Below are 26,883 nucleotides of genomic sequence, written 5' to 3'. Positions count from 1 at the left end.
TGGCAGCAAGGCCACCGCCCCGAGCGCACCCGCACCACTCACTTACGCCGCCTCCTCGCACATCCCTCGAAATGAAAGATCAGCAACGGGGTCCTGAAGGAGGGGGATTCCTAGCTCACTTGGCCCGACCTCCGGCGGGGGTGCGGGTCTTACAAGATCAGCACTAGCCGGGTACGAGACCAGCCCGGACGAGCATCACGCGGGCGGAGTTCTTGTCCCTGGGGGACACGGTTTCGCACGCGGTGCACGTATACGTTCTCTCGGAGAGAGGTAGGCGGTGCTTGGCTCTCGCTCCGCAGTGCGCGCAGTCCATGGTGGTGTGCGCGGGGTGGACAAGGTGCACAGTCCGGCCGTGCTTGCGGGCTATCTCGACCAGTGCGGTCTTGGTGGCACCGATCGCGGCGTCGGCCGCCTTGCGGGCCATGGTGGTCTTCGCGAGGAACTTCGGCTTGAAGTCCTCGACCGCGAGAGTGTCGAAGTCCCGAACAACAGCCTTGGCCCACTTGCGGCCGGTGTCCTGCCGCTGTCGGGCGATCTTCTTCGACACCTTTGCTGCTGCCCGGCGGGCCTTCTTGTAGCCCTTGGTGTCGGGCCGGTTCTTCGGGGTCCGGCGACGCGCCATCATCCGCTGATAGTGCGCCAGCTTCGCAGCGGCCGTCTTCCCGTGCTGTGCGTGGGGAAGATCGTGGGCGTCGGACGTGGTGGTCGCGGTCTCCTTAACGCCCCAGTCGATCCCGATGGCCGCGCCGGTCTCCGGCAGGGCCTCGGTCACAGTGGCCACGACGAACGAGGCGTACCAGTGGCCGAGGCTGTCCCGGTACACGCGAACGCTGGACGGCGGCTTGGGCAGCTCGCGCGACCACACCACCGTCACCACGATCCCGCCCGCCAGATGTAGACGGCCGTCCTTCAGCCGCAATCCACGGGTCGTGTAGTTCAGCGACGGCGCCGCCTCCCGCTTTCGCTTGACGCGGGGCATCCCGGCCCGCTGCTGCATCGGCAGCTTTGCCTTGATGTCCTTCAACGCCTTGGCACGGGACTTGGCGAAGTCTCGGATGATCTGCTGCTGCGGAACCGAAGCTCCCTCACGCAGCCACGTCATCGACCGGCGGGCCTCGGTCAGCATCTTGTCGAGCTGCGCCGGCCCGCACGTCGTCTTCGTCTCGGCGTCCTTGTTGTACTTGTGGACCTTGCGGGACATCGCCACACACTCGTTCCACACCCAACGACACCTCCCCCACTCCGCTTCCAGAGCAGTACGGGAGGCGGACGACAGGCGCAACCGACAGGTGTACCGGGCGCGCCCGGCCACCTCGTCGGCTATCGCTGCTGTCGTCATGATCCAGAACCTAACACCCACCACTGACAACGGAAGAGAGTGCAGGTTAGAACAGATGCGCAGAGAACTCCGCCGCTTCGCGGCTCCGGTCCAAGGATCCATTCCTCCCCCGCCTGAAGGCGGGAGCCTCCTGGAAGAAGTCCGGTGAACTGGTGTCCGAGTCCGGAGCGCGGGAGCTGATCGGATAGCTGGTGCACGTCATCGAGGCGGGCGGCGCACTCATCATCTTCGCGGGTGCCGTCTGGGCCTTCGCCCGGTTCGCCACAACCAGCCTGCGCAGGCGCTCCCTCATCGGCGAGTTCAACAAGATCCGTCTCAGCCTGGGCCGCTTCCTCGTCCTGGGACTGGAATTCCAGCTGGGGGCGACGTCCTGCGCACGGCGGTCGCCCCCAGCTTCACCGAGATCGGCCAGCTGGCGGCCATCACCGCCATCCGCACCATCCCGAACTTCTTCCTCACCCGCGAGATCACACAAGAGCGCGCCGAGATCGAAGCCGACCAGAGGGAGCCCCTGCAGCGGACCGTAGCCTCCTGACCATTCGGCTCCCCACCACCAGCGTTTGACCCTGCCAAGCCGGTCACCGCGCACCCGCCGCCCGTCAGACCGCCTCACCAGCAAACGAACACACCGGCTGGAGATGCACCCCAGCGCGTATCGCTCCGCGGCCTGGGAACACGAGCAGTCATGCACGGACAACATGCGCGTCCCGCGAGCAATCCGTTCGGCCCGGCACCCGCAGTCCAGGCGCCCCCGTCCGGCAGAGCCGGCGCCAAGCACTCGCGCCGGAGCCGGATCGGCGGCCGGCTACACCGCCGCATCCTGGCATACCGGGCGATCGAATTCCTGTCCGCGCACATCCCGGACAACTCAGGCCCTGGCGAGGAATGTCTGCTCCTCGTCCACATCCGCCATGTCGTCGGCCAGGTCCGCTACACAATCTGCCCTGACTGCGCCCGCGGCACCATCACCGCCGTCATCATCGACGAGCGCTTCCACAGCGCCGGCCTGGGAACGCGGGCGCTCTCGCACCTGCGTTCCCGCCACCCGACGACTGCCTGGCGCAGCACGGCGACCGGGCGCACCACACGAAATCTCCTGCGCCGCATGCTTTTCCCCACCACCACCGCTGCCACATCCTGCGACCATGCGCGCCAGCCACTGATTGACCCAACGCCAGCCGCCTCCTGACCAACGCCCCGCCGCCTGCACGAGAGTGCCGGACGAGACCACGATCTGACCGGAATCGACCAGCCGCCGCTGGCGTGGAAGGTGTCCGCGTGCTGCAGGTAACGCCGGCTTCGCCGTTGAGAACCACTGGCTCCTGGTCATCAACCACGCCCACCAGGCCGAACTCTGCTCCTCACAACGTCCACCGCCTGCGTCGCGACCACGGGATGCTACCCACCCCGGTGCACGCGCTGGTGTCCTGCAGCCGTCCTTCCGCTCACAACGACGCCGACACCGCGGTCGCGGTCGCTGGATCGTCGACAATTCGGCTTACGCGCTCGCCGTCCATGCGTTCCACGGAGGCAAGGCAGTCAGCGCCTGCTTCCGGGGCCGCCAGCAGGCCGGACCCGTGCAGCGACAGCCAACACCCAGCAAGTGTGTACACCCGCGAAGTCGGGGCAGAAGGTGCGGACAGCCGTCAGCCAACTGGGAGGGAGCGGTCGCCATGTCTCGCTCGACCACCATGATCGGCCCCGTTCGGGCAAAAGAAGCGCAAGTCACAGGTATCCCGGGAACGCCGGTGGAGGATCGGGAACCGGTCCGGGTGGAGAACGCCCGTGAGATGGCGCCCGGCGACGCACGCGAGCTGTCGCGTGTCTTCTTCCGCAGACTGCGAACGCTGGAGGAGGGCACGCGCGAGTACCAGTACACGCGCAACACCCTGATCGAGATGAACCTCTCCCTCGTGCAGTTCGCCGCGCGGCGCTTCCGCGCCCGCGTGCTGGGCGGGGGTCTGGACATGGACGACATCATCCAGGTGGGAACCATCGGCCTCATCAAGGCGATCGACCGCTACGAACTCGAGCGCGAGGTCGAGTTCTCCACCCTTGCCCTCCCCTACATCATCGGTGAGATCAAGCGCCACTTCCGCGACACCACCTGGGCCGTGCACGTCCCCCGCCGTCTACAGGAACTGCGTAGCGAGCTCGCCAAATCCCAGGAGGCCCTGACCGACATCCTGGGCCGGGCCCCGACCGTCAAGGAGGTCGCCGGTCACCTCGAACTGACCGAGGAACAGGTCATCGACGGACTCATCGCGGCGAACGGATACACGAGCGGCTCCCTCGACACCGCCGCCGGCGAGAGTGACGTTTCGTCCCCGACCAACCGGACCACCCGCCCGCTGGCGGAGCTCGTCGGCGATATCGACCCCGCGATGGAACTCTTCGAGGACTTCCACACCCTCGCACCGCTGCTGCAACAACTGGCCGAGCGCGATCGGCTGATCCTGCGGATGCGCTTCGGCCAGGAGATGACCCAGGCCGAAATCGGCGCCGAGCTGGGCATCTCCCAGATGCAGGTGTCCCGCCTCCTGTCCCGAACTCTCGTCCGGCTTCGCGCCGGCATGCTCACCGGGTAGAGCCGACCGATGACGTCCCTACCGGGGAACGCGGTGCCGCGGTCTGACCCACCGTCCGGGCGACCTGGTCGAATCCCACACCACCGACAGCAGCTCCACGCTGCGGCTCCACAAGGCAATGCCCTGAGACAAGGGGTCCCCTACACTGTCACGACCATGCTGAGGCTTCTCGCATCACCCGGGTGCCTGCAACCGACCCAAGGCGCCGGCAGCGACCGTGGCGTGAGCCTGCTGTCGGGAGTAGAAGCCAGGGGTCTACGCGGGGGTGGAGCGACAGTGGAGACCCATGAACCGGAGGCGGGCGGTCCGATGAGCGTTGGTCCTCCCTCCGGGAGGCAACGCCGTCGGCTGATGCTCGCGGGTGTCCCGGGGCCGGTCGCCAAGGGCCGCGCCTTCACGCGCCAAGCACTCCAGGACTGGGGCTGGGACAGAACCGAGACCTCCGAGGACACCCTCCTCCTCGTGTCCGAACTGCTGACCAACGCGTCACTGCACGCAAACGGCTGCCACGAACTCGTCCTGACTGCCGACGAGACGGCCTTGCACATCGAGGTCCACGACGGCACGACAACCACTCCAGTCCGCCGCTCGGCGCCCCAACGCGGCATCCCGGGCGGCCGCGGTCTGTACATCGTGGAGCGTCTGTCCGATCGCTGGGGCACACACACGTACGGGACCGGCAAGGCCGTGTGGGCCGAGATCGAGGCTTCCCGGCTGGAGTACGGCATGGCAGCGGGAAGCTGACCACTCCGGTCCCGCACTGCTCACGTCGATCCAGAACATGCCGCGCTGTCGAGCACGACGTCGGTCACTTCGAGCGGGCCTTCCAGAGCATCGACTCCTTCTACCTGGACACCGCCACCCACCCGCCCCGTGTGTGACATCCCCCCTGGCAGCGAAACCCCGGCTTACAGGTGGCCCGGGTCCGCGGCTGGGGAGGGGCGCGGGTTCCACGGCCGTGTGGCGCAGGAGCATCGCATCCCCCTGAAGCCACGGTGTCCCGGAACTCCTCCAACCGGGCTGTCGGAGAAGCAGGACGGCTCCGAGGCGATGGGCGCCGGCGCCCAGGACTACCTCGTCAGGGGCAAGGTCGAAGCCTGCGGCCGGCTCGGCATCGAGGGGTTCCTGCCCCTGATCAACACCACACCGTCCCAGGACCCCGCGGCGCACTTGGACAGCCTGATCCGCCAGACCAGAGCACTCAACGCGGGAAGACACACCGACGACCCCTCCGTACTCCGCCTCGACTGGGGTTTCCACCAGGTCTGAAATTCATTGCTGGTGCCGAGGGGGGCGTTGTTGTCCCGGGCGGAGCCGGGTCGTGACGATGGCAGCGCCCCTCCTCAGTGACCGGCGGGAGCCTCCGATCTTGGTGGTCCGACTGCTACCGGCGGCGATCTCGCTCGCCGGAACGGTCAGCCTCCGTCGGTCGCCGTGCGGGACCGTACCTCCTCCGGAGTGAGGTAGTGGTCCGTGTACTCGAAGTCGCGCAGCGTCCCCGGCTTGTACGTTTGGAAGCCGGTACGGACGAAGTCGTCGCCGGCCACGGCGTTCAGGAGCCAGTTCGTCATCACCCGGGTCTTCGCGGCACCGGTGCGCAGCGCCGCCCAGTGGTAGCCGCGAGCCACCGCCTGGGCGGCCATCCCGCGCAGGTCGATGCCGAGCGGCCGGGAGACGCCGTCGCGGCCGCCGAGGTCCACGACCAGTCCGAGGTCCTTGTGGACGTACGGACGCAGCGGCGTGCCCCGCAGTGTGGCGACCACGTTGTCGGCGGCGACCTTGCCCTGGCGTTCGGCGTGCTGTGCGGTGGGCGGGCACACCGTACCGTCCCCGCCGCCGGCGAGGTCGGGCACGGCAGCCGCGTCACCGAGCGCGAACGCACCGTCCGCCCCGGGCACCCGCAGGTCCGCAGCGACGACGAGCCGGCCGCTCTTCGCGGTCTCGGCACCCAGCGTGGCGACGAGCGGGCTCGCGGCGACGCCGGCCGTCCAGATGAGCGTGCGGCAGGGCAGCACCCGCCCGTCGGTGAGGGTGACGTCTTCGGGGCCCGCCTTGGCGACGGAGGCGCCGAGCGAGACCTCGATGCCGCGGCGGCGCAGCACGTCGAGGGCTGCCCGGCCCAGCCGGTCGCCGAGCTCGGGCATCAGCTTCGGGGCCACGTCCACGAGGTGCCAGCTGATCTCGCGCCGGTCCAGCCGGGGGTAGCGGCCGACGGCGTTCGTGGTGAGCCGCTCCAGGGAGGCTGCCGTCTCGGTGCCTGCGTACCCGCCGCCCACCACGACGAAGCCCAGGCGTGAGGCCCGTTCCGCCGAGCCCGGTGCGGCGGCGTCGGCCAGGTCGAGCTGGGCGATCACGTGGTCGCGGAGGTGGGCCGCCTCGGCCAGCGTCTTCATGCCGCGGCCGTGCTCCGCCAGGCCCGGGATGTCGAAGGTGCGGGTCACGCTGCCCGGTGCGAGCACCAGGTGGTCGTACGGTTGATCCACCATCTCCCCGGTGATCTTCCGGATGACGCAGACCTTGGCCCGGGTGTCCACGCCCACGGCCCCGCCGGGCACGATCTGGGTCCGGTGGCGGCGGCTGCGGCGCAGCGACACCGCCACCGACTGAGGGGTGAGCACCCCGGAGGCCACCTGCGGCAGCAGGGGCAGGTAAAGCTGGTAGGAGAACGGAGTGACCAGCAGGATCTCCGCCTCCCCCGGTGACAGCGTCCGCTCCAGGCGGCGTACGCAGGCGACGCCGGCGAAGCCTGCACCGATGACCACGATCCTCGGTCGCACCATGGTGTCCGTCCCTTCTCGGGTATACGAGTCCCCGGCGCACCTTCCCCCGCAGGCCGTTTCATGCACGCGAAGAGCGGGACGGACAGCTGACGACACCGATCCTGCCCATCAGGGCTACTTGGCGCCGACCAGCATCCGTGCCCGTGTCGAAGCCGGACGACCTGCTCATCGCCATCGCTGCCGCCGTGGAGTCGCAACGGGCCAGGGGTTGCGGGGCCACCGAAGAACGCGGCTTGGACCACGCCTTCGGTTCCCGGCGCGCGTAAAGGATCTCGACACACCGACCCCGAGAGCCGTTCAGATTCGTTGGGCGCGGTGGAGGGGGGCGTGGAGTCCGTGGCCTCGCAGTGCGGCCCGGGCGGCGTTCGCGCCGGGTGCTCCGTGTACGCCGCCGCCGGGGTGGGCGGCCGCGGAGGCGAGGTAGAGGCCCTTGACGGGGGTCTCGGGCCGGCCGGTGCCGGGGGTGGGGCGGAAGACCGCCTGCTGGTGGAGGGCGGTGGTGCCGTTGTTGATGGCGCCGTTGTGGAGGTTCTCGTCCATGGCCTGGAGCGTGGTGGGGGCCAGGATGCGGCGGGCGAGGATCCGGGTGCGGAAGCCCGGTGCGAACCGTTCCACCTGGGCCTCGATCCGGTCGGCCATGGCTTCCTGTTCGCGCGTGTCCCAGCTGCCGGTGATGCCGTCGGGGCCGGCGTCGGAGGTGACGTGCTGCGGGACGTGGGTGTAGGCCCATGCCGATTCGGTGCCGGCGGGTGAGCGGCTCGGGTCCGCTGTGGTCATCTGGCCGAAGAGGGCGAACGGCTCGTCGGGCACCTGATTCATGGCGATCTGCGAGGCGAACCGGGTCAGGCCGTCGACGCCGTCGGCGACGTGGACGGTGCCGGCGCCCGCGGCTCGCGGCGCCGTCCACGGCGCCGGGGCGGACAGGGCCCAGTCGACCTTGAAGGTCGCGAAGTCCCACTGGAAGCGTTCCAGGTCCCGCAGGAGCCGGGAGGGGAGGTGCTCCTCGCCCACGAGGTCCCGGTACAGGGCCGGGGCGGAGGTGTCGGCGAGTACGGCCCGGCGTGCGGCGATCGTCTCCCCGCCCTCGGTACGTACCGCGACCGCCGTGCCGCCGCGTACGACGACGCAGGCGACGCGTTCCCCGCAGCGCAAGACGCCTCCTCGCCCGCGGAAACGGCTCACCAGTGCCTCGGTCAGGGCGCCGGACCCTCCGACGGGAACCGGAAAGCCGTGGCTCTGGCCAAGCATCGACATCAGCCAGCCGAAGCCGCCGCTTCCGGCGGCTTCCGGGGACAGGTCCGCGTGCAGGGCATTGCCGGCCAGCAGGAGCCGACCGCCCTCCCCTGCGAACTCCTCCTCGCCCAAGCGGCGCACCGGCAGGACCAGCTTGCGGGCCAACCGCAGGCCGCCCGCGGCTCGGAGCCTCACGGCCAGGCGAAGGCCGGCGCGGACCGGGGGGAAGGGGGTGAACAGGGCCTGCACCAGATCCGGGCCCACATGGGCCCACGTCCGGTACATGTTCTGCCAGACGTCAGCGTCGGCCGCCGCGAACTCCCCCAGCCCGGCAGCCGTTTCCTCGACACGGCGCTCCAGCACCGCGCACCTGCCGTCCAGCAGCGGGTGCGCCAGCACGGACAGGGCGTGGCTCCACCGCAGCCCCTCGGCGGCGAGGTCGAGGCGCGCAAGGACCGGGGAGGCGGCGGCCAGCGGGTAGAAGGCGCTGAAGAGGTCCGAGATGTAGTCGGGGTGGACGCCTCTGTCGCTGCGGACCGCGCCTCCGGGCTCGGGCTGCGCCTCCAGGACCTCCACACTCCAGCCGGCGTCGACCAGGACGTTCGCGGCCACCAGCCCGTTCGGGCCCGCGCCGATCACCACCGCGTCAGGCATGACGGACCTCACGGTGGTCGTTCTCCACGAGCCTGGCCAGGCGTGCCAGCATGCCCCGATGCCTCAGCTGGAGCGCAGCCTCGCTCACGGGGTTGTGAAGAGTGCCGCCCAGGCCGCGCAACGGGTGCTCGTCGCAGACGACGAGGGTGTCCTCGCCCCACGGCCGGAGCTGCAGGAAGATTCTCGCCGTCCCCAGGGCCTTGAACGATGCCTCCAGTTCAAGCTCGCTGCCTGGCTCCTGGTGCCGGACCGTCGTCACCCCCTCGGTCGACCAGGGGCCCAGCCGCACGGTGTAAAGGAGCTGGGAGCCGACTTCGGGCCAGGCCTGATCAAGTGGCGTGGACTCGCAGGGTCCCACCACCCACTCCCCGTAGCAGCTTGGATCCGCGAGCACTGCCCAGACAGCCGGCGGCGAACGGTGAATCAACTGGTGCCTTACGGCCATGAGCAGGCCCTTCTCGTGGAACGGAGGATGCGAACTCGGGGAGCACTCTCCTCGACGCAGGCGTTTCGGCCCGTCGACTGCGCGATTGCATCAGGGCAGAGGGAGTACGTCTTCACGCTGCTCGGCTCACTCGCTGGCTGCCAGAACGGTGCTACCCGGCGCTGCGCCTGCCGGGCGGATCCTGGGGGTCCACGCCCGTCGTGGCGGAGGCGTCCTTCGTTCCACTGGGCCGCTGGGACCGGCCGCGGGGGCCTAGGTCGTGCATGCCCTTCTCCCCGGCGCCCTTGCTCTGGTCCTCGCCTCGTTTGCCTCGGCTCTTGACCGGCTTGCCGTGGGGGTTTCCGGCTTCTTCCTTGGAAACCGTCGGTTCGGGGCCCTTGGCGGGCGCATATTTGTCCGGGTGGAAGGAACGGTGGGCGCTCCGGTTCTCCTGCTGACGGGTCTGGTCCACGTCGGGGGACCAACCGTGCTGCTTGGTGCCCTCGTAGGGACTCGGTCCCTTGCCGTGCTTCGGCTGGGACGGCTTCGGCTGCTTCGTCATGGCCTGGCCTGCTGTCTGATTCGGGAAGGCGCGCACAAGTACCAGCACGTCTGCCGTTGGTCTTCTCATCGTCCCACCGTCCACCGAAGCGGTCGCGTCGACTCCGGACGAGGCGCCGGTCAGGCCGCGGCTGTGGTGCGCGCGAGCTCGCCCACCACGTCGGTCAGGCGCCCTCTCCGTACATGGGCGGCGCGCTGTCTCGCGGCTCCGCCGCCGGAGCGCCGCAGGCGGTCGAACAGCTCCGCCACAAGATCCAGGTCACCGGTCGCAGCCAGCCCGGGAGCTGCGCGCTCCAGCAACCTCTCCGCCAGCAGCACAGCCGGTACGTGCTCTCCCCGCACGGGATCGAGCCCCTCGCCGATCAGGCCGCGATGGGCAGCGTGGGCGTGGGCAGCGTGGAGGCAGCCGTCGGGGAGGGCAAGGGGTGGCCGCCCGTTGTCGACGTCGGGCAGCAGTGCGGTGGCCAGGCCTCGTACGAGGGCGGTGAGCAGCACGACCACGTCGAGGTCGGCGTTCACGTCACAGACGCGGATCTCCAGCGTGGGTACGTGCTCGGACGGGCGGGCGTGCCAGTAGATCATCCGGCGGTCCAGCAGGGTGCCGCTGCGGACCAGGTGGCCGGCGAGGCGCTCGTAGCCGACCTCGTCGAGCAGGGGCGCGGGGCCGACGCCCGGCCACCGCGCCCACTCGACCGACCGGTGACTCGCCCAGCCGGTGTCCCGGCCCAGGGAGAACGGCGAGTTGGCGGCGATCGCCTGGAGTGTCGGCAGCCAAGGTCGCATGTGGTTGGCCAGCGCGAGAGCTTGGGCGTGTCCGGTCACTCCTACGTGGATGTGGCAGCCGCACACCATCCCGTCGTATCCGCCCACCAGGGAGGACCACCTGGCGGCCATCCGCTCGTAGCGCTCGCCAGGGGTTACGGTCGGCGGACGCCCCGGTGGGACGGCGGGAGTGCCGGTGGCGACGAGAAGGCACCCTTCACCGGCCGCGGCCTCCGCCATCACCCTTCGCAGCAGGGCCAGTTCGGACCTCAACACGGCCAGTGTCGCCGTGGGGCGGGTGCACACCTCGACCTGTGCGCCGAAGCTCCGTCTGTGCCTGTTCGCCCAGGACCGGGACCGCAGCTTTCACGACACAGGGGCCCCTGGCCACGGGTATGCCCGTGCGCCGGTCCACGAGCAGGAATTCCTCCTCGACGCCAACCGTCATCCGACAGCTTCCCCATGGCCGCCCGGCTCGTACGGGGTCGACGGCGCGTATCGGCACGGTCACCATGGCACACATAGGCAAGCCCTTCGCCGAACGGGCTGAGTAGGCCGTGATCGGCTCACTCCTGCTGCATCGCGTCTACCCCTCCGATCCGCCGGCAGTCCGAACGCATCTCCTTCGCGCGTGGCAGCGCCACCATGGCGCGACCGGCAGCCCCCGACTGTCCTACGATGCCGTTGAGGGCCTCGGGACGAGCAGCACCGGAGGGCACATGCCTGAGCAGGGCCGGGAATCGGAGGCTGACCTGATCAGCATCGCCCAGCAGCAGGCATTGCGATGGGTCGGCCTGACGGCTGCCTCCGATACTGGAATGGACCGATTCGCGCGCCTGGTTTCACGGGTCCTCCGCGTGCCGATGGCCTTCGTTTCACTGGTCGAGGCGGACCGACAGATCCTGCCCGGAATATTCGGCCTGACGGAGCCCTGGGCGGGGCGCCGCGCGTTGCCGCTGTCGCATTCGCTGTGCCGGTACGTGATTGCCTCCGGGCAGCCCCTCGTCGTCCCGGACGCCCGCGCCGACCAGCGCCTCAGCACCCACCCGGCCGTCACGGACCTCGGAATCACCGCGTATGCGGGAATGCCGCTTACCGATGCCGACGGGCTCGTCCTGGGCTCCCTGTGCGCCATCGACCACCAGCCCCGCACGTGGGGGCCGGGCGAGCTCTCCGACCTGGAGGATCTGGCCGCGGCCTGCTCCGCCGAGCTTCGCCTGCGCATCCTGTCGGCCCAGAACCGGTCCGCTCAGCAGGTGCTGGAGACCGCACGAGCCGCAGCCGAGGAGGCGAGAAGCGACGCGCAGCGCCTGGAGCAGCAAGCCCAGGCTGGATTGGACCATGCCGAGCTGCTGCTGAGGGCCTCGGAGGAACTGGCCCAAACGTCGGGGCTGGAGGACGTCCGGCGACGAGTGCGGGACCTCTTCGTGGGCGCCGGAAAACCGTCGTACGTCGGCCTGCTGGTCGCCGACAAGGACGAACTGCACAGGGTTCCCGACCCGGACATCGAGCGCTCGGTGGAACGGGAGGTTCTCACGCTGTCCGTGGACGCCGCGTTCCCGAGCACGCAGGCCATGCGGGAGCGGCGGGCGGTTTTCGTGCCCGACCGTGAGGCGCTCGTCGCCGGGTACAGCCCCGAGGCGGTCGGCTTCTTCGACCGCATGGGCTTCACCACGGTGCTGTGCCTGCCTCTCTGGGGCAGCCGCGCCCTGCTGGGCGTGCTCGCGATCTGCTGGGCCAAGCGGCACGAGGTGGGCGTCACCGAGCGGGCCACCCTCACCGCCGCGTCCGGTTACATCGCGCAGGCGGTGGAACGCGCCCTGTATCTGGATGAACGGATCTCGGTCGCCCGGCAGCTCCAGGCCGCCATGCTCACCGACCTCCCGCTCACCGACGGCGTCGAGATCAACGCCCTGTACCAGCCAGCCGCGGACGACCACATGATCGGCGGAGACTGGTACGACGCCTATTACCTGCCCCGCGCTCCCGCCTCCGACGGTCAGAGCTCGCTCATGGTCACGGTCGGTGACATCACCGGCCACGACATGCACGCCGCCACGATCATGGGCCAGGTCCGCAGCATGCTGCGCCAGGCCACCCTCGACCACCCGCCCTACAGCCCCGCCACCGCGCTGACCGCCCTCGACGCTGCCTGCTCTGTCCTGCCCGTGGAAACCAGCGGCACCCTGGTGCATGCCCGCCTCGACCCCGTCGACGGCAGCCCCGATTGGAAGCTGACCTGGTCCAACGCCGGCCACCCGCCGCCGCTGCTGCGCACTCCCGATGGGCATGTGGCCCAACTGGTCGAGCACGACGTGCTGCTGCACCGGTCTCTCGGTCCGTTCGACCGCACGGAGCACCAACGTCCGCTGCGTCCGGGCTCGACGCTCCTGCTGTACACCGACGGGCTCGTCGAACGCCGCGATCACGACATGGACGCCGCCATCGCGCAACTCATTGCCCTGCTCGCCCGCCACGGGGACCGCCCCTTGGACGAATTGCTCGGCCGGATCAACAACCGCCTGGCGCAGCCAGCGCCCGAGGACGACGTCGTCCTTCTTGCCGTGCGTACACCTGTAGTCGCGCGGCTATGAGGGTGCGGAGACGACGGCGGGTACGGCGCTCGACTTCGCTTGCCGGTTCACGACGGGGGTAGGCGCCATCCATACCCGATGCCTACCTGGGCGCGGGCCCCACGACGGCCTCCCAGGAGCCCCTCCGATCCCTCGGCCTCAACGACAGCGGTGCATTATGCGGTTTCCGTTCGGCTTCCGATCCGCCCGAGCGCGGCGCCCTCGGCGCGGACGGCGGCTCACGTACGGCTCCTGGCTGGCGGGCACGCTCAGCGGGACCGGTGTGACGAGGCTGCCCGCCAACGGGGATGGTGTCCTCGTCCTCGCCCTCACCGGAGAGTTCGACAGCGGCACCGTGGCGCCATTCCGCAGGGCACTCGCCGAGGCGCAGGCCACCCAGGCCGTACGGACGATCATCGACGTCTCGGGGGTCGCGTACGCCGACTCCGGTCTGGTCCGGCTCCTCCTGGAGGCACATCACCTGCTCCCCCGGCTCACAGTGGCCGGCCCTCTGCCGCCGCAGCTTCGCAGGCTCTTGGAGCTCAGCGGCGCCGCCGGGACGCTGAGCATCACGCCGGACGTGGATGCGGCCCGCGAGGCTTGAGGCAGAGGCTTCGCTCCTTGCCGACGGCTCCCTGCTTCGCTGGTGCTCGCCCGGTGCAGCCCGAAGAGGGACATCGGATTCACGGTGGCGAGCAGAGGCGCCTGCGCCTCCACCAGGTAGCGGCCGTAGGCGGGATCCAGGCCGAGGTCGGTCATCAGGTCCGCGAAGAGCTGGGCGTGGATGAGCTCGTCTCGGCCGTCACCGAACTCGTCGTCCTCGATGGCCACCATCGCGGCCCCGTTGTCCAGGACGACCTCGACCGGCTACTCCACCAGGACCGGGCCCTGCGGCTCCACGATCACCCGCCGGGCATCCGCCATGGCGGGGGGGCCGGGCCGGGAAGGGGTTCAGGCACGCCGCGCACGGATGACCACCAGCTCTTCCCGTTCCTCGGCTGCGGCCGCCAGACCCTGCTGTTCGAGCCAGGCTCGACGCGACCGCAGGACCGGGCCCCACGGCACGGAGGCCGTCGCCATGACCTCAGCGGCCAGCCCTGCCCACCCCAGCCGATCGAGGGTCTCCTCGGCACCGCACATCCCCGAGTGCACCAAGAGCAGGACTCCGCCGGGCCGCAGCAGGGCCGGAGCATCCGCGCAGATCCGGTCGATGACCGCGCGCCCGTCGAGACCGGCGTCCCAGGCCCGTTCCGGCCCCCGCGAGGGCGGTCGTCTGTCAGGGGCGGGGACGTATGGAGGGTTCGAGAAGACAACGTCGAAGCGGCGCCCCGTGGTGCGGGCCTCGAAATCCCCGTGCAGGACGCGCAATGGAAGACGGTGAATCCAAGCGTTCAGCCGTGCCGTGACCACCGCGGGCCAGGACACGTCGACCGCCGTAACCCGGGCGCCCCTGGTCGCGGCGTGCAGGGCCAGGGCGCCGGTGCCCGTACCGATCTCGAGGACCTCGGCACGGGGCCCGAGGTCCTCATGCGCGAGGGCCGCGGCGAGCAGCCGGGTGTCCGCCTGCGGCTGGTAAACGCCCGGCAGGGCCACCAGGCCACCGGGCAGCGTGACCAAGGACAGAGCAGTACTGGGCACCCGTACCTCCGATTTCACTGTGGGTCGCCGAGCGAGTCACAGCGATTGATGAGGCACTGCGCCTGCCCTCCCCGGGGCACCGCATCCGAAGGAGCGTCGATCTTCGGATGATCAGACCAAGAACGCGCCGCCACTCCTGGCGAATTCAACAAGATCCGGTTGAGCCTGGGCGCTCCTGGCTCTCGGACTGGAGTTCCCGCTCGCCGGTGACGTGCTGCGCGCCGCGGTCGCCCGGCCTCACAAAGATCGGTCAGTAGGCAGCCATCGCCCCGATCCGGAACCTCCTGAACTGCTTGCCACCCGGGAGATCGCTGAGCAGCAGACCGAGATCGAACAGGATCGCGAAGCACCCGAGCATCACTTCGCGGCTCCCGGAAAACCCCTTGTCACTTTGATCTGAGCGTTGGGCGCACTCGGCGGGGCAGGCGCGCATCGGAGGTGGTCAATCTTGCCCAGAGCAGTGGTGGATACAGTGCGAGGGATCCGGTCCGCGGCCATGGAGCGAGCCGACTACCTGCGCCGCGCGGTGCGAAGAGCCGGGAGCGAACGGGACGAGGTCCTGCTCGGCGCCAAGAGCGTGATCGCGGCAATGGCGGCGTGGGTTCTCGCGCGCTACCTGCTGCCGCCGGCGGTGTCGACGTTTGCGCCGTTCACCGCGCTGGTGGCACTGCAGGCAACCGTGTACCGCTCGGTGCGCGACTGCCTCCAGTACGGGCTGGCGATGGCGGCGGGAGCCACGCTCGCCGCCACGCTGGCGGCCGTGGCCGGCATCCACGGCTGGACGTTCGGCCTCCTCACTCTGCTCGCGCTCCGCCTCGTCGACCTCGCCGACACCCTCGAAGCAAGCGATCCCGACCGGGACCACCTGCGCCAATGGCGCCGCGACTGGCACAGGCTGTCCGCCGAATGCGAGCGCATCCGCCACGCCATCGAAGCCGAGATCGAAAACGGCCGCATGAACCCACGCCGCACCATCAGCGGCTCCGGCGAGGTCCTCCCCCGGGCTCGCGAAGCAATCACTGTCGCCGAACGCAGCATGGACCACCTGCGCTCCATGACCCGGACCTTGGACCACGCCCTCGAAAGCGGGGAACTCGGGAATCTCCCGGCCACTTTCCGTCCCCGCTTCAGCGCTGTCCTGCGCGCTGTGCCCACGGCGATGGAGGAGATCGGCCAGGCGTCACACACCGATCCGAACCTCCTCGATGTGAAGATCGGCGAAGCGGCCGGAGAACTCGACGGGGTGCAACGGGAGGAACGGACCACGCCGGAAACCTCCCCTGCCGCGCACGCCTTGCAGGGCACGCTCCTCACGGACGCCGGCCGCATCCTGGCCGATCTCAGGCCGGGCCGGCAAAGCCTCGCCAGCACCTGAAGACCTTCGACCCGGCATGGGCTCCGCGTGATGCGACATGAGCGGGGTAGGCGGCAGGGGAGAGACGTCAGCCGCCGAGGCAGGCGGACGCCACCGCGGTCGGGTCACCTGCGAAGCCGACCGCGCCGACACTCCCCTAAGGCGCCGCCCCCGCCGTGGACACTGCAGTGAGGGCGTGGCGTCGGCAAGGAAAGACCATGAAAGCGGCAGTGTACGAAGGACCGCGGACTGTGACGGTCACGAACGTCCCCGACGCGAAGATAGAGCATCCCTGCGACATCCTGGTGAAGATCACCACCACCAACATCTGCGGCTCCGACCTGCACATGTACGAGGGCCGGACCTCCTTCGAAACGGGCCGGACGCTGGGCCACGAGAACCTCGGCCAGGTCGTCGAAGTCGGCAAGGCCGTCAGCAAGGTCCAGGTCGGCGACTGGGTGGTTATGCCCTTCAACATCGCCTGCGGCTCCTGCAAGCAGTGCGAACAGGGCCTCACGAACTACTGCCTGACCATGCAGCCCAAGCCGGACATGGCCGGCGCCGCGTACGGCTTCGCCGAGATGGGCCCGTACCAGGGCGGCCAGGCGGAACTCCTGCGTGTCCCGTACGGCGACTTCAATGCCCTGCGCCTGGGTGAGGACGCCGCCGAGCGGCAGCTCGACTACGTGATGCTGGCCGACATCTTCCCCACCGGTTACCACGCCACCGAAATGGCGGGCGTGCAGCCCGGTGACCAGACGATCGTCTACGGGGCGGGCCCGGTCGGCCTGATGGCCGCCTACTCCGCGATCCTCAAGGGCGCCGGCCGCGTATGGGTCGCCGACCACCAGCCCGATCGGCTGCGGCTCGCCGAGGAGATCGGAGCCATCGCCATCAACACCGCCGAGCATGACCCGGCCGAGGTCGTCAAGGAAGCCACCCTCGGCCTGGGCGCGGACAACGGCTGCGAATGCGTCGGCTACCAGGCCCACGACCCACAGGGTCAGGAGGACGCGACCCTGACCATGAACGGGCTCATCGACTCGGTCCGGTTCACCGGCGGCATCGGCGTGGTCGGCGTGTTCCTGCCCGAGGACCCTGGCGGCGCCGAAGCCCAGGGCGAGCTGGAAGCCCAGGGGAAGGTGCCGCTGGACTTCGGGATGCTCTGGTTCAAGGGCCAGCGGCTCGGCACCGGCCAGGCGCCGGTCAAGCGCTACAACCGGGCCCTGCGCGACCTGATCGCCGGCGGCAGGGCCGAGCCCAGCTTCCTCGTCTCACACGAACTCAGCTTGGACGAGGCGTCCTCAGCGTACGAACACTTCGACAACCGCGACGACGGCTGGACCAAGGTCGTCCTCCACCCCAACGGCAGCCACGGCTCCGGCCGGCGCGCATCCGCCTCCAAGCGGGGCAGCAGGAGCGCTGGGGACAGCTCCTCCCATCAGACCCTGGAGGAGCTACGTCGAGAAGCGAAAGCGCAGGGCGTCGAGGGCCGCTCTCACATGAACAAGGAGCAGCTGCAGCAGGCCCTCAAGCACTGAGCATCGACCGACGGGCGGGTTTGGCGGCGGGTTGAGCCATGACGCGAATCAGTGACCGAGGGCGTTCTTGAGTTGCTGCTTGGTCATGGCCGAGCGGCCCTCGATGCCGCGCTTCTTTGCCTCCCGGTAGAGCTCGTCCTTGGTGCGCTCGGAAGAGCCTCCGCCTCCGCTGCCGGACTTCTGTCCGCCGCGCTGCGACGCCGACATCCCCTGCGTGGAACTGCGGCTGGCCGTCTTGCTCTCCCCCGACCGCGCTCGTTCCTTGTTCACCGTCCGAGACGCCATCTCCTTCGCCCGGCCCTCGGACATGCCGCGCTGCTCACCAGACTCCTTGATGTGCTCGTACTGCCGCTCACGCTTCGGGCTCGAACCTCGGGGCATGACCAAACCCTTCATCGACGGTGTCGTGTCACCGGTCATCGTGCGCGCACCCGGCGTGCCTCGCATCTCGTCGAAGCGTGGCGGGTCCGTAGCGGCATGCCGCTCACGTTCGGATCAAACGGGGATGCTGCGTCCTGGAGCTCGACACTCTGGTGGATTGAGCCAAAGGGGATGAATGGGACCGCTTGCGATATCAAAGCGGGATGCGCGGGTAGCCGGAACATCATGACTCCCAACAATCACACCCCGCTCCGCGCCATCGCGCTCGTCTGCACCCTGTCCCCCTCCCCCTCACCGTCGAGCTCCCAGCTGCTGGCCGAGCAGACCATGGCCGCCCTCGCCGAGCACGGCGTCACCGGGAAAACCATCAGGATCGCCGACCACGACGTGAAGGCCGGTGTGAAGACCGACATGGGCGACGGGGACGCCTGGCCGGAGATCCGCGACACCATCCTGGGCTGCGACATCCTGATCCTCGCCACGCCCATCTGGCTAGGCCACCCCTCCAGCATCGCCCAGCGGGTCCTGGAGCGCCTGGACGCGGAGATCTCCGAGACTGACGACGAGGGCCGCATGCTCACCTACGGCAAGGTCGCCGCGGTCTGCGTCGTCGGCAACGAGGACGGCGCGCACAAGGTCAGCGCCGACCTCTTCCAGGGCCTGAACGACGTCGGCTTCTCCCTCGCCCCCAACGCCGTCACCTACTGGGTCGGCGAAGCCATGCAGGGCACCGACTACCAGGACCTCGACAAGACCCCTGAGAAGACGGCCGCCACGACGGCCACCCTCGCCGCGAACACCGCCCACCTCGCCCGCCGCCTCAAGGCCGCGCCGTACCCGGCGAGCTGACCCATAGCTCACCCAGCGCGCCACGGAGACCGGAGAAACGAATGTCGTCCCAGAAAGTAACCAGCGTTTCCGACCCCGTCACCCGCCACCCGCGCCCGCCGTTTCCCGACCAGGATCAGGAGCACCCCGGTTCGACCGAGGAGATGGATCCCCGCCCTGACCACGGCGAGGACTCCTACCACGGCCACGACATACTCCTGGACCGGGCTGCTCTGGTCACTGGAGGCGATTCCGGGATCGGACGGGCTGTCTGCCTGGCCTTCGCCCGGGAGGGCGCGGACGTCGTCTTCACCCATCTCGCCGAGGAAGCCGACGAGGCGGCCGAGACCGCACGACTGGTCGGCGAGGCAGGCCGTAAGGCGGTTCCCGTGCTGTGCGACATCCGTGAGGAGGCACAGTGTGAAGCCCTGATCGACCGCGCGATGAGCGAGCTGGGGCGCATCGACATCCTCGTGAACAACGCCGCGTACCAGATGTCCCAGCCCGACGGGATCGAGGCGATCACCACCGAGCAGTTCGACCGGGTGATGAAGACCAACCTGTACGGAATGTTCTGGCTTTCCCGCGCGGCCCTCGCCCACATCCCGCGTGGCGGGACGATCATCAACACCGCTTCGGTGCAGGGCTACCAGCCCAGCCCACACCTGCTCGACTACGCGATGACGAAGTCCGCCATCATCTCCTTCACGCACGGGCTGGCGCAGATGCTCGCCGAGCGCGGCATCCGCGTCAACGCCGTCGCCCCCGGGCCGGTCTGGACGCCGCTGATCCCGGCGACCATGCCCGACGTGACGGAGTTCGGCAAGCAATCGCCTCTTGGCCGAGCGGCCCAGCCTGCCGAGATGGCTCCTGCCTACGTCTTCCTGGCCTCACCCCAAGCCAGCTACATCACCGGGGAAATCCTCAACGCCACCGGCGGCACACCCCTCCCGTGACCGCCGCCATCAATGCGCGGGTCCCGCCTCCAGCGGGCCCCATCCATCCGCGGTCGGAAGAGAAGGGCCCGCGGGCCCGCTCCAGGCATGGCCATCACCCCTACCACGACGTTGGCACCACCCATGAGGAGAACGATCATGACGAAGCAGCAGCCGGCAGATGACGCCGCCAGGAACGAACTGCCGGGCCAGCCGGGCCCGGTAGCCCCGCCCGTAGCCGAGCCCACGCAACCGGGGGAACCGCTGCCCCCGAAGCCGGACCAGGACGGACCCGAGACGGTGAGCCCCACCGGGCAGCCCACCGGAGCGGACCAGGCCCGCGCAGCGCAGAGCGGCGCCTACCTGACCACCGCCCAGGGCACCCGCCTGCCGGACACCGACCACTCCCTCAAGGCCGGGGCACGAGGACCGGTTCTCCTCCAGGACCACCACCTGCGCGAGAAGATCACCCACTTCGACCACGAGCGGATCCCGGAGCGGGTCGTCCACGCGCGTGGCGCAGCAGCCCACGGAGTCTTCCAGGGCTACGGAACCGCCGGAGAGGTGTCCAAGGCCGCGTTCCTCGGCAAGGACGTGGAGACACCCGTATTCGTACGCTTCTCCACGGTCCTCGGCTCGCGCGGATCCGCCGACACGGTGCGCGACACGCGTGGCTTCGCGACGAAGTTCTACACCGAGGAAGGCACCTTCGACCTGGTCGGGAACAACATCCCGGTGTTCTTCATCCAGGACGCCGTCAAGTTCCCCGACGTCATCCACGCCGGCAAGCCGCATCCGGACCGCGAGATCCCGCAGGCGCAGAGCGCGCACGACACGTTTTGGGACTTCGTGTCCCTGCACACCGAGGCCACCCACCACACCATCTGGAACATGTCCGACCGCGGCATCCCGAGGTCGTTCCGGATGATGGAGGGCTTCGGAGTCCACACCTTCCGGCTGGTCAATGCGGCCGACGAGAGCGTACTGGTCAAGTTCCACTGGAAGCCGAAGCTGGGCGTGCACTCCCTGGTCTGGGAGGAAGCGCAGTTGATCAATGGGATGGACCCTGATTTCCACCGCCGCGACCTCTTCGACGCCATCGAGTCCGGCGCCTTCCCCCAGTGGGAACTGGGCATCCAGGTCTTCCCCGACACCCCGGAACAGGCCTTCGAGGGCATCGACCTCCTCGACCCCACCAAGATCGTGCCCGAGGAGCTCTCGCCCGTTCAGCCCATCGGGCTGATGACCTTGAACGCCAACACCAAGAACTACTTCGCCGAGACCGAGCAGGTCGCCTTCCACCCCGGCCATCTGGTCCCCGGCATCGACGTCACCGACGACCCGCTGCTCGCCGGCCGGCTCTTCTCCTACCTCGACACCCAGATCAGCCGGCTCGGCGGTCCGAACTTCGGGCAGATTCCGATCAACCGGCCTCAGGCGCCCGTCAACGACATGCTCCGCGACGGCATGCACCAGAGCGCCGTCCACACCGGCGTCGCACCGTACCGTCCGAACAGCCTCGACGGCGGCTGCCCCTTCCTCGCCGGCGCCGACACGGGCGCCTTCATCGAGACGCCCGTAAGGGTTCCGGCAGCCGGCAAGGTCCGCGAGGCACCCGCCTCGTTCGCTGACCACTTCACCCAGCCGCGGCTGTTCTGGCTGAGCATGACGCCGCCCGAGCGCGAACACATCGTCGCCGCCTACACCTTCGAACTGAACAAGTGCTACGAGCAGGCCATCAAGGAGCGCACCCTCCAGGTCCTTGCGAACATCGACACGGAGCTGTGCGAACAGGTCGCCACGGGCCTCGGCCTACCGGCCCCCGCGTCCACCGAACCGCTCGCCGAGCCCGAACCCAGCCCCGCCCTCTCGCAAATGGGAGGGACCTGGCCGATCGACGGCCGTGTCATCGGCATCATCGCCGACGCCGCCTCCGACCTGGACGGCGTTCGGACCGCCCGCCAGGCCGTCCTGGACGCCGGCATGGTGCCCCTCGTCGTCGCCCCGACCGGCGGTACCCTCAACTCCAAGGGTGGCCCGATTGCCGTTCAGCGCACCTTCGCCACCGCCCGTTCCGTCGAATTCGATGCCGTGCTGCTGGCCGGAGTGCCGCAGGCCGGCGCGGACGCGTACGGTGCCCGCGACGCCAAGGCCGGCACTGCCCAGCCGCCCGAAGCTCCCGACCCGCGCGTGCTGCTGCTCCTCACCGAGGCATACCGTCACGGCAAGGGCATCGGCGGGTGGAACGGCGCCGAGCGCCTCCTCGAAACGTGCGGCATCGCAGCAAACGAGCCGGGCATCGCCACCGGCGAAACCAGCACGGCGATCGTGGAGGAACTGACGCAGGCACTGGGCGAACACCGCGCATGGGACCGGTTCCCCGCCAACCTCTGAGGCCGTCCGCCCCTCTCCCGCTCACCCCCGAGTCACCGGCGGGCGGGACTGTGCGGGCAGGTGACGGAGCAGTGCGTGCTGTACTCCGCGCTCGACGCCCACATCAGGGACCCGTCCGTCACCGTCGCCCGCGACGCCGTCGCCCACATCCACTCGGACCGCGCCGATGCCGCCCTGAAGATGATGGAGATCAGCATGGAGGCCCGCATCGTCCCCGCGGCAGGGGCCTGTATCTGGAGGAGGCAACGCCAGCGCGCGTTTGGCGGTCGGCGGCTCGTCCCACCGGCCGTGTCAGTCCACGGCGAGCACCTGGCGCAGGGAGCAGAAGCAGGCCGAGGTGGGTGGGCCCACGGTCAGTCCTTGGCACTCGGGACGGCGAGGGGCTCGCCCGGAGCCTTCTTCTTCGCCGCCTCCATCTGTTCGCCGAGTTCAGTGAGGCGGTTGCGACCCATGGCCTTGCGGACGTCGGGGCACCACTCCTTCTCCTCCTCCTCGACGTGGTGCCGGACGCTATCCATCAGGACGCTCATCTTGGCGTCGAACCGCTCGTCGGACGCGTCCAGGTCTTTGAGCTCGGAGAGCATCCACAGCACGACGTGGTGCTCCTCGATGCTTTCCAGGACGTGGTCCTTGGTGTCGGGCGCCGCCTCGCGGGCGGCCGAGTAGAAGATCTTCTCCTCGATCCAGGTGTGGGTGGTCAGCTCGTGGATCACCTTGTCGGCGATCTTCCGCTTCTCCGCGTGAGCGTCCTCGCCGGCCTTCTCGAACTGCTTCTCGACCGTCTTGTGGTCTCCCTTGAGCAGCACGATCCCGTCCACCAACGCCTCCGAGGCTTCGCCGTACCGGGCGGCGCAGCCGGCCACCCCACGCCCCTCTACCCGGCGCACGCTCGCGATGCTCGCCCGAAACGAAGGATTGGCCCGTATGGACGACGCGCCTGGCTGAGCCAGCCGAGTCGTTGGCAGGTGCACACCGACCCACCCGAAGGACACCCAGAGCGGCGCGACGGCCGCCCGGCTGCAGGTGAAACACCGGAAGGACTGAGCGGTGTCGGAGGTCAGCTCGACGCGCCGCCCCGTACTGCCCGGCAGGACCTCCACAGTCCCGCATGTGGATGATCACGTACCGGCACTCCTTGACGCCGTGAGACCGCTCTGTGCGAAGCCGGGTTCGATCCGGAGACCGCAAGCGGCTGGCCTGGTCAGCCTTCGACTCCGGTGGCGGTGTGGGCGGCGCCCACCGGCTTCGATTCAGGTGACCCTCGCTGTCTCAGGTAGACGGAGAGGACGACCATGGCCGTCACGGCCAGCAACTCCGACTGCCAGTTTTGCAGGGTGCGGTTCCAGAAGTCGGCGGACATCACGTAGGTCGTCCAACTGACCGGTTCCTGCATTTGCCGCAATTGCTCCTCGTTGAATGCAACGGCCCCGGTGACAGATTGCGCCAGCCACGACAGCAGGAAGATCAGGCTCATCACCAGGCCGAGCGACCGCGAGTACAGGGCCCGCCGCCAGCCGCCGTACGACGCCCATCGAGGAGAGTCGGCGCGCGCGTGCGCCCCGACCCGCTGCTCCTCATCCGTTTCCGTCCCCGCCTTGTCCAGCGGCTTGGACTCCGGCGATCCCCGCTGTACCAGCCACACGGTGCCGATGATGTAGAGGGAGAACTGGAGGAATTCCGACTGCCAGTTCTCGGTGACGTCGACCATGAAGTCCGAGGTGAAGAGGTAGTCGGCGAACGAGAGCGGGTGCAGGCTCTGCGCCTCCAGGATGCCGTTGAGCTCCGCGTGACCGGCGATCGCCTGGCCCAGCAGGCAGAGCAGGAAGCCGATGCCGAACGCCAGGGTCAGCCCGTTGTCGCGGAAGAAGCGTCGGCTCACGCTCATCGGTGCATCAGGCCCACCGTGAAGGCGTAGGCAAGCCCGCCGAACACCCCGACCAGAAACAGCACGAACAGCACGCGCACCTGGGCCACTCAGTCCCCCTTCAGCTCGCAGTGGTACGGGCGCCCTGTCCGGGGGGTGCATCCGGCGGCCGTGACGCTCCACCCGTCGGGGAAGGAGGCCAGGAAGACGCTGTCCTGAGTGAAGACCACCAGGGCCTGGGAACCGTAGACGTCGACCCGCTCGGCCGGCCCGGCCGCGGCCGGCAGCCGCAACGCAGCCACGGCCGGCCCGCACGGCGCTTCGGCCTCCAGCTCCTCCCGCGTCGCCGGCGCGAGAGCCTCACACATCCGTACGTCGTCAGCGGCCGTCAGCGCCCGCTCGAACCTCCGGGCTGCCGCCTCGGCCGCCTCTGCCCGTTCACTGACCGTTGCACACCCCGATGTGGCCAGGCACACCGCGCCTGCCAACAGCCAGCCAGTCATCGGACGCATGCGCCAGAGCATGGCGCCAACGACGCTGCGGCCCCCTGCATTCCGTCGCGACACGCGCTGTTAGGGCCGTTCGGAGTGCGCCGTGACCCCACGTCCCGCTCGTGCCTGATGCAAGGACGCCTGCCACAGCCTGCGTCATGGTCGGACAACACATGCTCCACCACGCTATGAGTGCGGCCGAGCAGCTCGTTGCCGTCCGCCGTCTGAGCGGCGCTCCGGTCCATCGAACGCAGAACTGGTACCGAGACTCGCCCATCAGCGGGCCTGTCGTTCGGGTGCAGTCCTGGCCACGCCGTGACGGCGGCCTGCCGACGGGTAGGCGTCGGGTATGAACTCACACATCCTCGACGCCTCGCCCACCGACAGGCATGCAGCAGCGCTCGACACTGCCTCGACATGGTGGCTGACGAGCCTGGACCGGCTCGAGCGGACCACGGTGGCCGATCCGGCCATCAGGGTGCTCCAGCGGGGCATCCACTCGCTCCGCCTGGGCCGGATGCGCGATCTCTTGCGCGGGAGACCGCTGGGCCACCCGGTGCACCCCGTGCTCGTGCAGGTACCCATCGGGTGCTGGCTGTCGGCCTCGGTACTCGACGTCGTACCTGGGGCGAAGCACGCGGCGACCACCCTGACCGCCGTCGGACTGGCCGGCGTCGCCCCGGCAGCGGTGGCCGGCTGGGTGGACTGGGCAGACCTGCCACCGCAGCAGGCCCGGGTCGGCCTGGCCCACGCGGTCTCCAACGTGGCTGCGGTGGCCTGCTATACCGCGTCCCTGACGGCGCGGCTCCGCGGCCGCTCGGCGAAGGGGCGGCTGTGGTCCCTGGGCGGACTGGTGGCCGTGGCCGCCAGCGGTGCGCTGGGCGGGCACGTGGCGTACCGACAGGCCGTCGCAGCGCACGCCGCAACATGAAGGACGGCTCTTCTCGCCGTTCCAGCCCGACTCCGATGAGCCCCAGCCGTTCATCCGACTTGCGTGCCGACCCTGCCCGCGCCCTCGCCGAGCCGAACCTTCCTATCCGGAGGTGGGGGGCGTTGCGGTGTGGTCCGGATGGTGGCGGGTGCGGCGAATCGTCTTGAGGCGGGCCTCCAAGAGGTGAGCGCGCCCGCCGACCAGCTCGTCGACAACGTCGCGTTCCATCCCTACGAACGGCTCGTAGTAGGTGGAGTTGTAAGCCTCGATGATCTGGAACGTCCAATGACCCGGGATCACGTTGCGGCCCACGATTTCACGCTCGACCCGTGCGGCCTCCTCCTCGTGACCCGCCTCCCGCAGGAGGCGGACCGCATCGCCGAGCTCGAAGTCCGCGGTCCCGGTCAGCTGGTGGAATCCGTAGAGGTGACCCCGGGCCCGCTCCGTGGTCTCCAGCGCCTTCGAAAGCGCGCCCAGCGCGCGCACCGTCTTCTCCTCGACACCGTCCGGCACCTGGTGCGCCGGGTCCATCTCGCGATTGCTGTCCATGGAGGTTGTTCTGCCCGAAGAGTGCTTCACCGAGCGGCCGATTGGGCCGAGCGGCCCAAGGCAGTCTCGTCAAGCGGCCCGGCCAACGGTACGTTTCCGTCGTCGAAGCGCCCTCCCGGAAAACTTCGAAATGCAGGCGAGCACTTCTGCCCGGCCACCAGGATAAGAAACAAGTAAAAATCGGATGCATGCCCCGGATGCGTCCGGGCAGATGATGCTTCGGAGGTTGATAACTATGGTTCCCCTGCTTCTTGTTCTACTGCTGGTCCTGATTCTCTTCGGCGCTGGTTTCGCGGTGAAGATTCTCTGGTGGGTCGCGATCGCAGTCCTCGTCCTGTGGCTTATCGGTTTCGTGGCCCGTCCGAAGGGCGGTAGCGGCCGCTGGTATCGCTGGTAGCCGCATGACGACAGTGCAGTTCCGGACACTACTTGGCGGTGGCGAGACGTCGTGATCCCGTAACCATTAAAGGGGGATATCGGGGGCATTCGGAGAGCAGCCGGGACGCCGCCCCGGTGCGGCGTCGAATCCGAGTGCGTGAAGCCGACATGGTTGGGCAGAAGGAGTTCAGGCGGAACGCAGCATTCCCGCCGTGTACGACGTACGGAAGAAGGAGGACCGGGCGGAGAATTCAGTCCCCGCCGTCCCCCATTGACCGGAGGAGTTGTTTTCGCGTGACTGAGCATGTGTGGAGTTACCAGCCGACCGCGGGCCACCTGGCCGGGACGGACCTGACCGGCTACAAGGTCGAGGCCACCGACGGGAGAATCGGCAAGGTCGACAAGCACTCCGACGAGGTCGGTGACGCCTACCTGGTGGTCGACACCGGTGTGTGGATCTTCGGCAAGGAGGTCCTGCTGCCGGCGAGCACCGTCATCCGGATCGACCCGGAAGACAAGAAGATTCTCGTCGACCGCACCAAGGAGCAGATCAAGAACGCCCCCGAGTTCCACCGGGACAAGCACCTCGGCGACGCCGGGTACCGGGAGGAGCTGGGCACCTACTACGGCACCGGTGCGCCCTTCGGCGGCCGACCCGCCTGATCGCGTTCCCACACCACGATGC

26 protein-coding genes and 3 pseudogenes are annotated in these 26,883 nt (G+C 69.1%); 16 read left to right on the top strand and 13 right to left on the bottom strand.

Features of this window, described 5'->3' with window-relative positions; translation table 11 throughout:
* Positions 1 to 163 precede the first annotated feature (163 nt).
* The gene (locus ACFXGI_RS35050; RefSeq protein ID WP_384715870.1) at positions 164 to 1,339 is read right to left on the bottom strand and encodes an RNA-guided endonuclease InsQ/TnpB family protein; all 1,176 of its coding nucleotides are present in this window, start codon (positions 1,337 to 1,339) and stop codon (positions 164 to 166) included.
* A 191-nt stretch (positions 1,340 to 1,530) separates the two neighbouring features.
* Here ACFXGI_RS35050 and ACFXGI_RS35045 point away from each other — a divergent pair.
* From ACFXGI_RS35045 to ACFXGI_RS35025, 5 genes and pseudogenes are all read left to right on the top strand, one after another.
* Positions 1,531 to 1,874, top strand: a pseudogene (locus ACFXGI_RS35045) (DUF1622 domain-containing protein).
* 150 nt (positions 1,875 to 2,024) lie between these two features.
* The gene (locus ACFXGI_RS35040) at positions 2,025 to 2,528 is read left to right on the top strand and encodes a hypothetical protein (protein ID WP_384715867.1); all 504 of its coding nucleotides are present in this window, start codon (positions 2,025 to 2,027) and stop codon (positions 2,526 to 2,528) included.
* A gap of 484 nt (positions 2,529 to 3,012) precedes the next feature.
* Complete coding sequence (locus ACFXGI_RS35035) at positions 3,013 to 3,927, top strand: SigB/SigF/SigG family RNA polymerase sigma factor (RefSeq protein WP_384715864.1); 915 nt, start codon at positions 3,013 to 3,015, stop codon at positions 3,925 to 3,927.
* 351 nt (positions 3,928 to 4,278) lie between these two features.
* Positions 4,279 to 4,671, top strand: coding sequence for an ATP-binding protein (locus ACFXGI_RS35030; RefSeq protein ID WP_384715861.1), 393 nt, complete (start codon positions 4,279 to 4,281; stop codon positions 4,669 to 4,671).
* 306 nt (positions 4,672 to 4,977) lie between these two features.
* On the top strand, positions 4,978 to 5,196 hold the full coding sequence (locus ACFXGI_RS35025) for a hypothetical protein (protein ID WP_384715858.1): 219 nt from the start codon (positions 4,978 to 4,980) through the stop codon (positions 5,194 to 5,196).
* Between the two features lie 146 nt (positions 5,197 to 5,342).
* On the opposite strand, the gene ACFXGI_RS35020 is transcribed toward ACFXGI_RS35025, so the two are convergent.
* The 5 genes from ACFXGI_RS35020 to ACFXGI_RS35000 all read right to left on the bottom strand — a co-directional run bounded on the left by ACFXGI_RS35020 (position 5,343) and on the right by ACFXGI_RS35000 (position 10,614).
* Positions 5,343 to 6,707, bottom strand: coding sequence for an NAD(P)/FAD-dependent oxidoreductase (locus tag ACFXGI_RS35020; protein WP_384715855.1), 1,365 nt, complete (start codon positions 6,705 to 6,707; stop codon positions 5,343 to 5,345).
* 297 nt (positions 6,708 to 7,004) lie between these two features.
* Positions 7,005 to 8,594, bottom strand: coding sequence for a phytoene desaturase family protein (locus ACFXGI_RS35015; protein WP_384715852.1), 1,590 nt, complete (start codon positions 8,592 to 8,594; stop codon positions 7,005 to 7,007).
* The gene (locus ACFXGI_RS35010) at positions 8,587 to 8,952 is read right to left on the bottom strand and encodes an SRPBCC family protein (RefSeq protein ID WP_384715850.1); all 366 of its coding nucleotides are present in this window, start codon (positions 8,950 to 8,952) and stop codon (positions 8,587 to 8,589) included. Before ACFXGI_RS35010 ends, ACFXGI_RS35015 begins: the two co-directional genes overlap by 8 nt.
* Before the next feature lie 238 nt (positions 8,953 to 9,190).
* On the bottom strand, positions 9,191 to 9,580 hold the full coding sequence (locus ACFXGI_RS35005; RefSeq protein ID WP_384715847.1) for a hypothetical protein: 390 nt from the start codon (positions 9,578 to 9,580) through the stop codon (positions 9,191 to 9,193).
* 119 nt (positions 9,581 to 9,699) lie between these two features.
* Entirely contained in the window at positions 9,700 to 10,614 is a 915-nt protein-coding gene (locus tag ACFXGI_RS35000) for a glutamate-cysteine ligase family protein (RefSeq protein WP_384715844.1), read from the bottom strand.
* A 446-nt stretch (positions 10,615 to 11,060) separates the two neighbouring features.
* On the opposite strand from ACFXGI_RS35000, the gene ACFXGI_RS34995 reads away from it, so the two are divergent.
* The gene (locus tag ACFXGI_RS34995) at positions 11,061 to 12,935 is read left to right on the top strand and encodes a GAF domain-containing SpoIIE family protein phosphatase (RefSeq protein WP_384715841.1); all 1,875 of its coding nucleotides are present in this window, start codon (positions 11,061 to 11,063) and stop codon (positions 12,933 to 12,935) included.
* A gap of 262 nt (positions 12,936 to 13,197) precedes the next feature.
* A complete protein-coding gene (locus ACFXGI_RS34990; RefSeq protein ID WP_384715838.1) occupies positions 13,198 to 13,518 on the top strand; it encodes an STAS domain-containing protein in 321 nt (106 codons plus the stop codon).
* A gap of 20 nt (positions 13,519 to 13,538) precedes the next feature.
* Here the strand turns inward: ACFXGI_RS34990 and ACFXGI_RS34985 are convergent.
* Positions 13,539 to 13,754, bottom strand: a pseudogene (locus tag ACFXGI_RS34985) (iron-containing redox enzyme family protein); the annotation flags it as partial.
* A gap of 111 nt (positions 13,755 to 13,865) precedes the next feature.
* Complete coding sequence (locus ACFXGI_RS34980) at positions 13,866 to 14,552, bottom strand: HemK2/MTQ2 family protein methyltransferase (protein WP_384715835.1); 687 nt, start codon at positions 14,550 to 14,552, stop codon at positions 13,866 to 13,868.
* Positions 14,553 to 15,048: 496 nt separating this feature from the next.
* Here ACFXGI_RS34980 and ACFXGI_RS34975 point away from each other — a divergent pair, with 496 nt between their 5' ends.
* Positions 15,049 to 15,927 (top strand): aromatic acid exporter family protein, encoded by an 879-nt coding sequence (locus ACFXGI_RS34975; RefSeq protein WP_384715833.1) that lies wholly within the window; start codon positions 15,049 to 15,051, stop codon positions 15,925 to 15,927.
* A 197-nt stretch (positions 15,928 to 16,124) separates the two neighbouring features.
* Positions 16,125 to 17,447 (top strand): glutathione-independent formaldehyde dehydrogenase, encoded by a 1,323-nt coding sequence (locus tag ACFXGI_RS34970; RefSeq protein ID WP_384715830.1) that lies wholly within the window; start codon positions 16,125 to 16,127, stop codon positions 17,445 to 17,447.
* 48 nt (positions 17,448 to 17,495) lie between these two features.
* On the opposite strand, the gene ACFXGI_RS34965 is transcribed toward ACFXGI_RS34970, so the two are convergent.
* On the bottom strand, positions 17,496 to 17,828 hold the full coding sequence (locus tag ACFXGI_RS34965) for a plasmid stabilization protein (RefSeq protein ID WP_384715827.1): 333 nt from the start codon (positions 17,826 to 17,828) through the stop codon (positions 17,496 to 17,498).
* A 225-nt stretch (positions 17,829 to 18,053) separates the two neighbouring features.
* On the opposite strand from ACFXGI_RS34965, the gene ACFXGI_RS34960 reads away from it, so the two are divergent.
* The 4 genes and pseudogenes from ACFXGI_RS34960 to ACFXGI_RS34945 form a co-directional block, all read left to right on the top strand.
* Positions 18,054 to 18,677, top strand: a complete 624-nt coding sequence (locus tag ACFXGI_RS34960; RefSeq protein WP_384715824.1) for a flavodoxin family protein — start codon at positions 18,054 to 18,056, stop codon at positions 18,675 to 18,677.
* Between the two features lie 41 nt (positions 18,678 to 18,718).
* Complete coding sequence (locus ACFXGI_RS34955; RefSeq protein WP_384715821.1) at positions 18,719 to 19,612, top strand: SDR family oxidoreductase; 894 nt, start codon at positions 18,719 to 18,721, stop codon at positions 19,610 to 19,612.
* Between the two features lie 138 nt (positions 19,613 to 19,750).
* Positions 19,751 to 21,985, top strand: coding sequence for a catalase (locus ACFXGI_RS34950; protein ID WP_384715818.1), 2,235 nt, complete (start codon positions 19,751 to 19,753; stop codon positions 21,983 to 21,985).
* A gap of 39 nt (positions 21,986 to 22,024) precedes the next feature.
* Positions 22,025 to 22,195, top strand: a pseudogene (locus ACFXGI_RS34945) (isochorismatase family protein); the annotation flags it as partial.
* A gap of 143 nt (positions 22,196 to 22,338) precedes the next feature.
* Here the strand turns inward: ACFXGI_RS34945 and ACFXGI_RS34940 are convergent.
* The 3 genes from ACFXGI_RS34940 to ACFXGI_RS34930 all read right to left on the bottom strand — a co-directional run bounded on the left by ACFXGI_RS34940 (position 22,339) and on the right by ACFXGI_RS34930 (position 24,361).
* A complete protein-coding gene (locus tag ACFXGI_RS34940; protein ID WP_384715879.1) occupies positions 22,339 to 22,803 on the bottom strand; it encodes a hemerythrin domain-containing protein in 465 nt (154 codons plus the stop codon).
* A 383-nt stretch (positions 22,804 to 23,186) separates the two neighbouring features.
* A complete protein-coding gene (locus ACFXGI_RS34935) occupies positions 23,187 to 23,870 on the bottom strand; it encodes a DUF6766 family protein (protein ID WP_384715815.1) in 684 nt (227 codons plus the stop codon).
* Positions 23,871 to 23,959: 89 nt separating this feature from the next.
* Positions 23,960 to 24,361: a hypothetical protein gene (locus ACFXGI_RS34930; protein ID WP_384715812.1), complete on the bottom strand. Its 402-nt coding sequence runs from the start codon at positions 24,359 to 24,361 to the stop codon at positions 23,960 to 23,962.
* Between the two features lie 328 nt (positions 24,362 to 24,689).
* Between ACFXGI_RS34930 and ACFXGI_RS34925 the strand changes: the two genes are divergently transcribed.
* The gene (locus ACFXGI_RS34925; protein ID WP_384715809.1) at positions 24,690 to 25,271 is read left to right on the top strand and encodes a DUF2231 domain-containing protein; all 582 of its coding nucleotides are present in this window, start codon (positions 24,690 to 24,692) and stop codon (positions 25,269 to 25,271) included.
* 102 nt (positions 25,272 to 25,373) lie between these two features.
* On the opposite strand, the gene ACFXGI_RS34920 is transcribed toward ACFXGI_RS34925, so the two are convergent.
* A complete protein-coding gene (locus ACFXGI_RS34920; RefSeq protein ID WP_384715806.1) occupies positions 25,374 to 25,820 on the bottom strand; it encodes a hypothetical protein in 447 nt (148 codons plus the stop codon).
* A gap of 211 nt (positions 25,821 to 26,031) precedes the next feature.
* Here ACFXGI_RS34920 and ACFXGI_RS34915 point away from each other — a divergent pair, with 211 nt between their 5' ends.
* Complete coding sequence (locus ACFXGI_RS34915) at positions 26,032 to 26,217, top strand: hydrophobic protein (RefSeq protein WP_384715876.1); 186 nt, start codon at positions 26,032 to 26,034, stop codon at positions 26,215 to 26,217.
* A 275-nt stretch (positions 26,218 to 26,492) separates the two neighbouring features.
* Positions 26,493 to 26,861, top strand: coding sequence for a PRC-barrel domain-containing protein (locus ACFXGI_RS34910; RefSeq protein WP_384715803.1), 369 nt, complete (start codon positions 26,493 to 26,495; stop codon positions 26,859 to 26,861).
* Positions 26,862 to 26,883 lie beyond the last annotated feature (22 nt).

Origin of the sequence: Streptomyces sp. NPDC059355, assembly GCF_042752335.1 — a bacterium.
Taxonomy (GTDB): domain Bacteria; phylum Actinomycetota; class Actinomycetes; order Streptomycetales; family Streptomycetaceae; genus Streptomyces.
The sequence above is the reverse complement of the archived record's forward strand: the minus strand, read 5'-3'. Positions and strand labels throughout refer to the sequence as shown.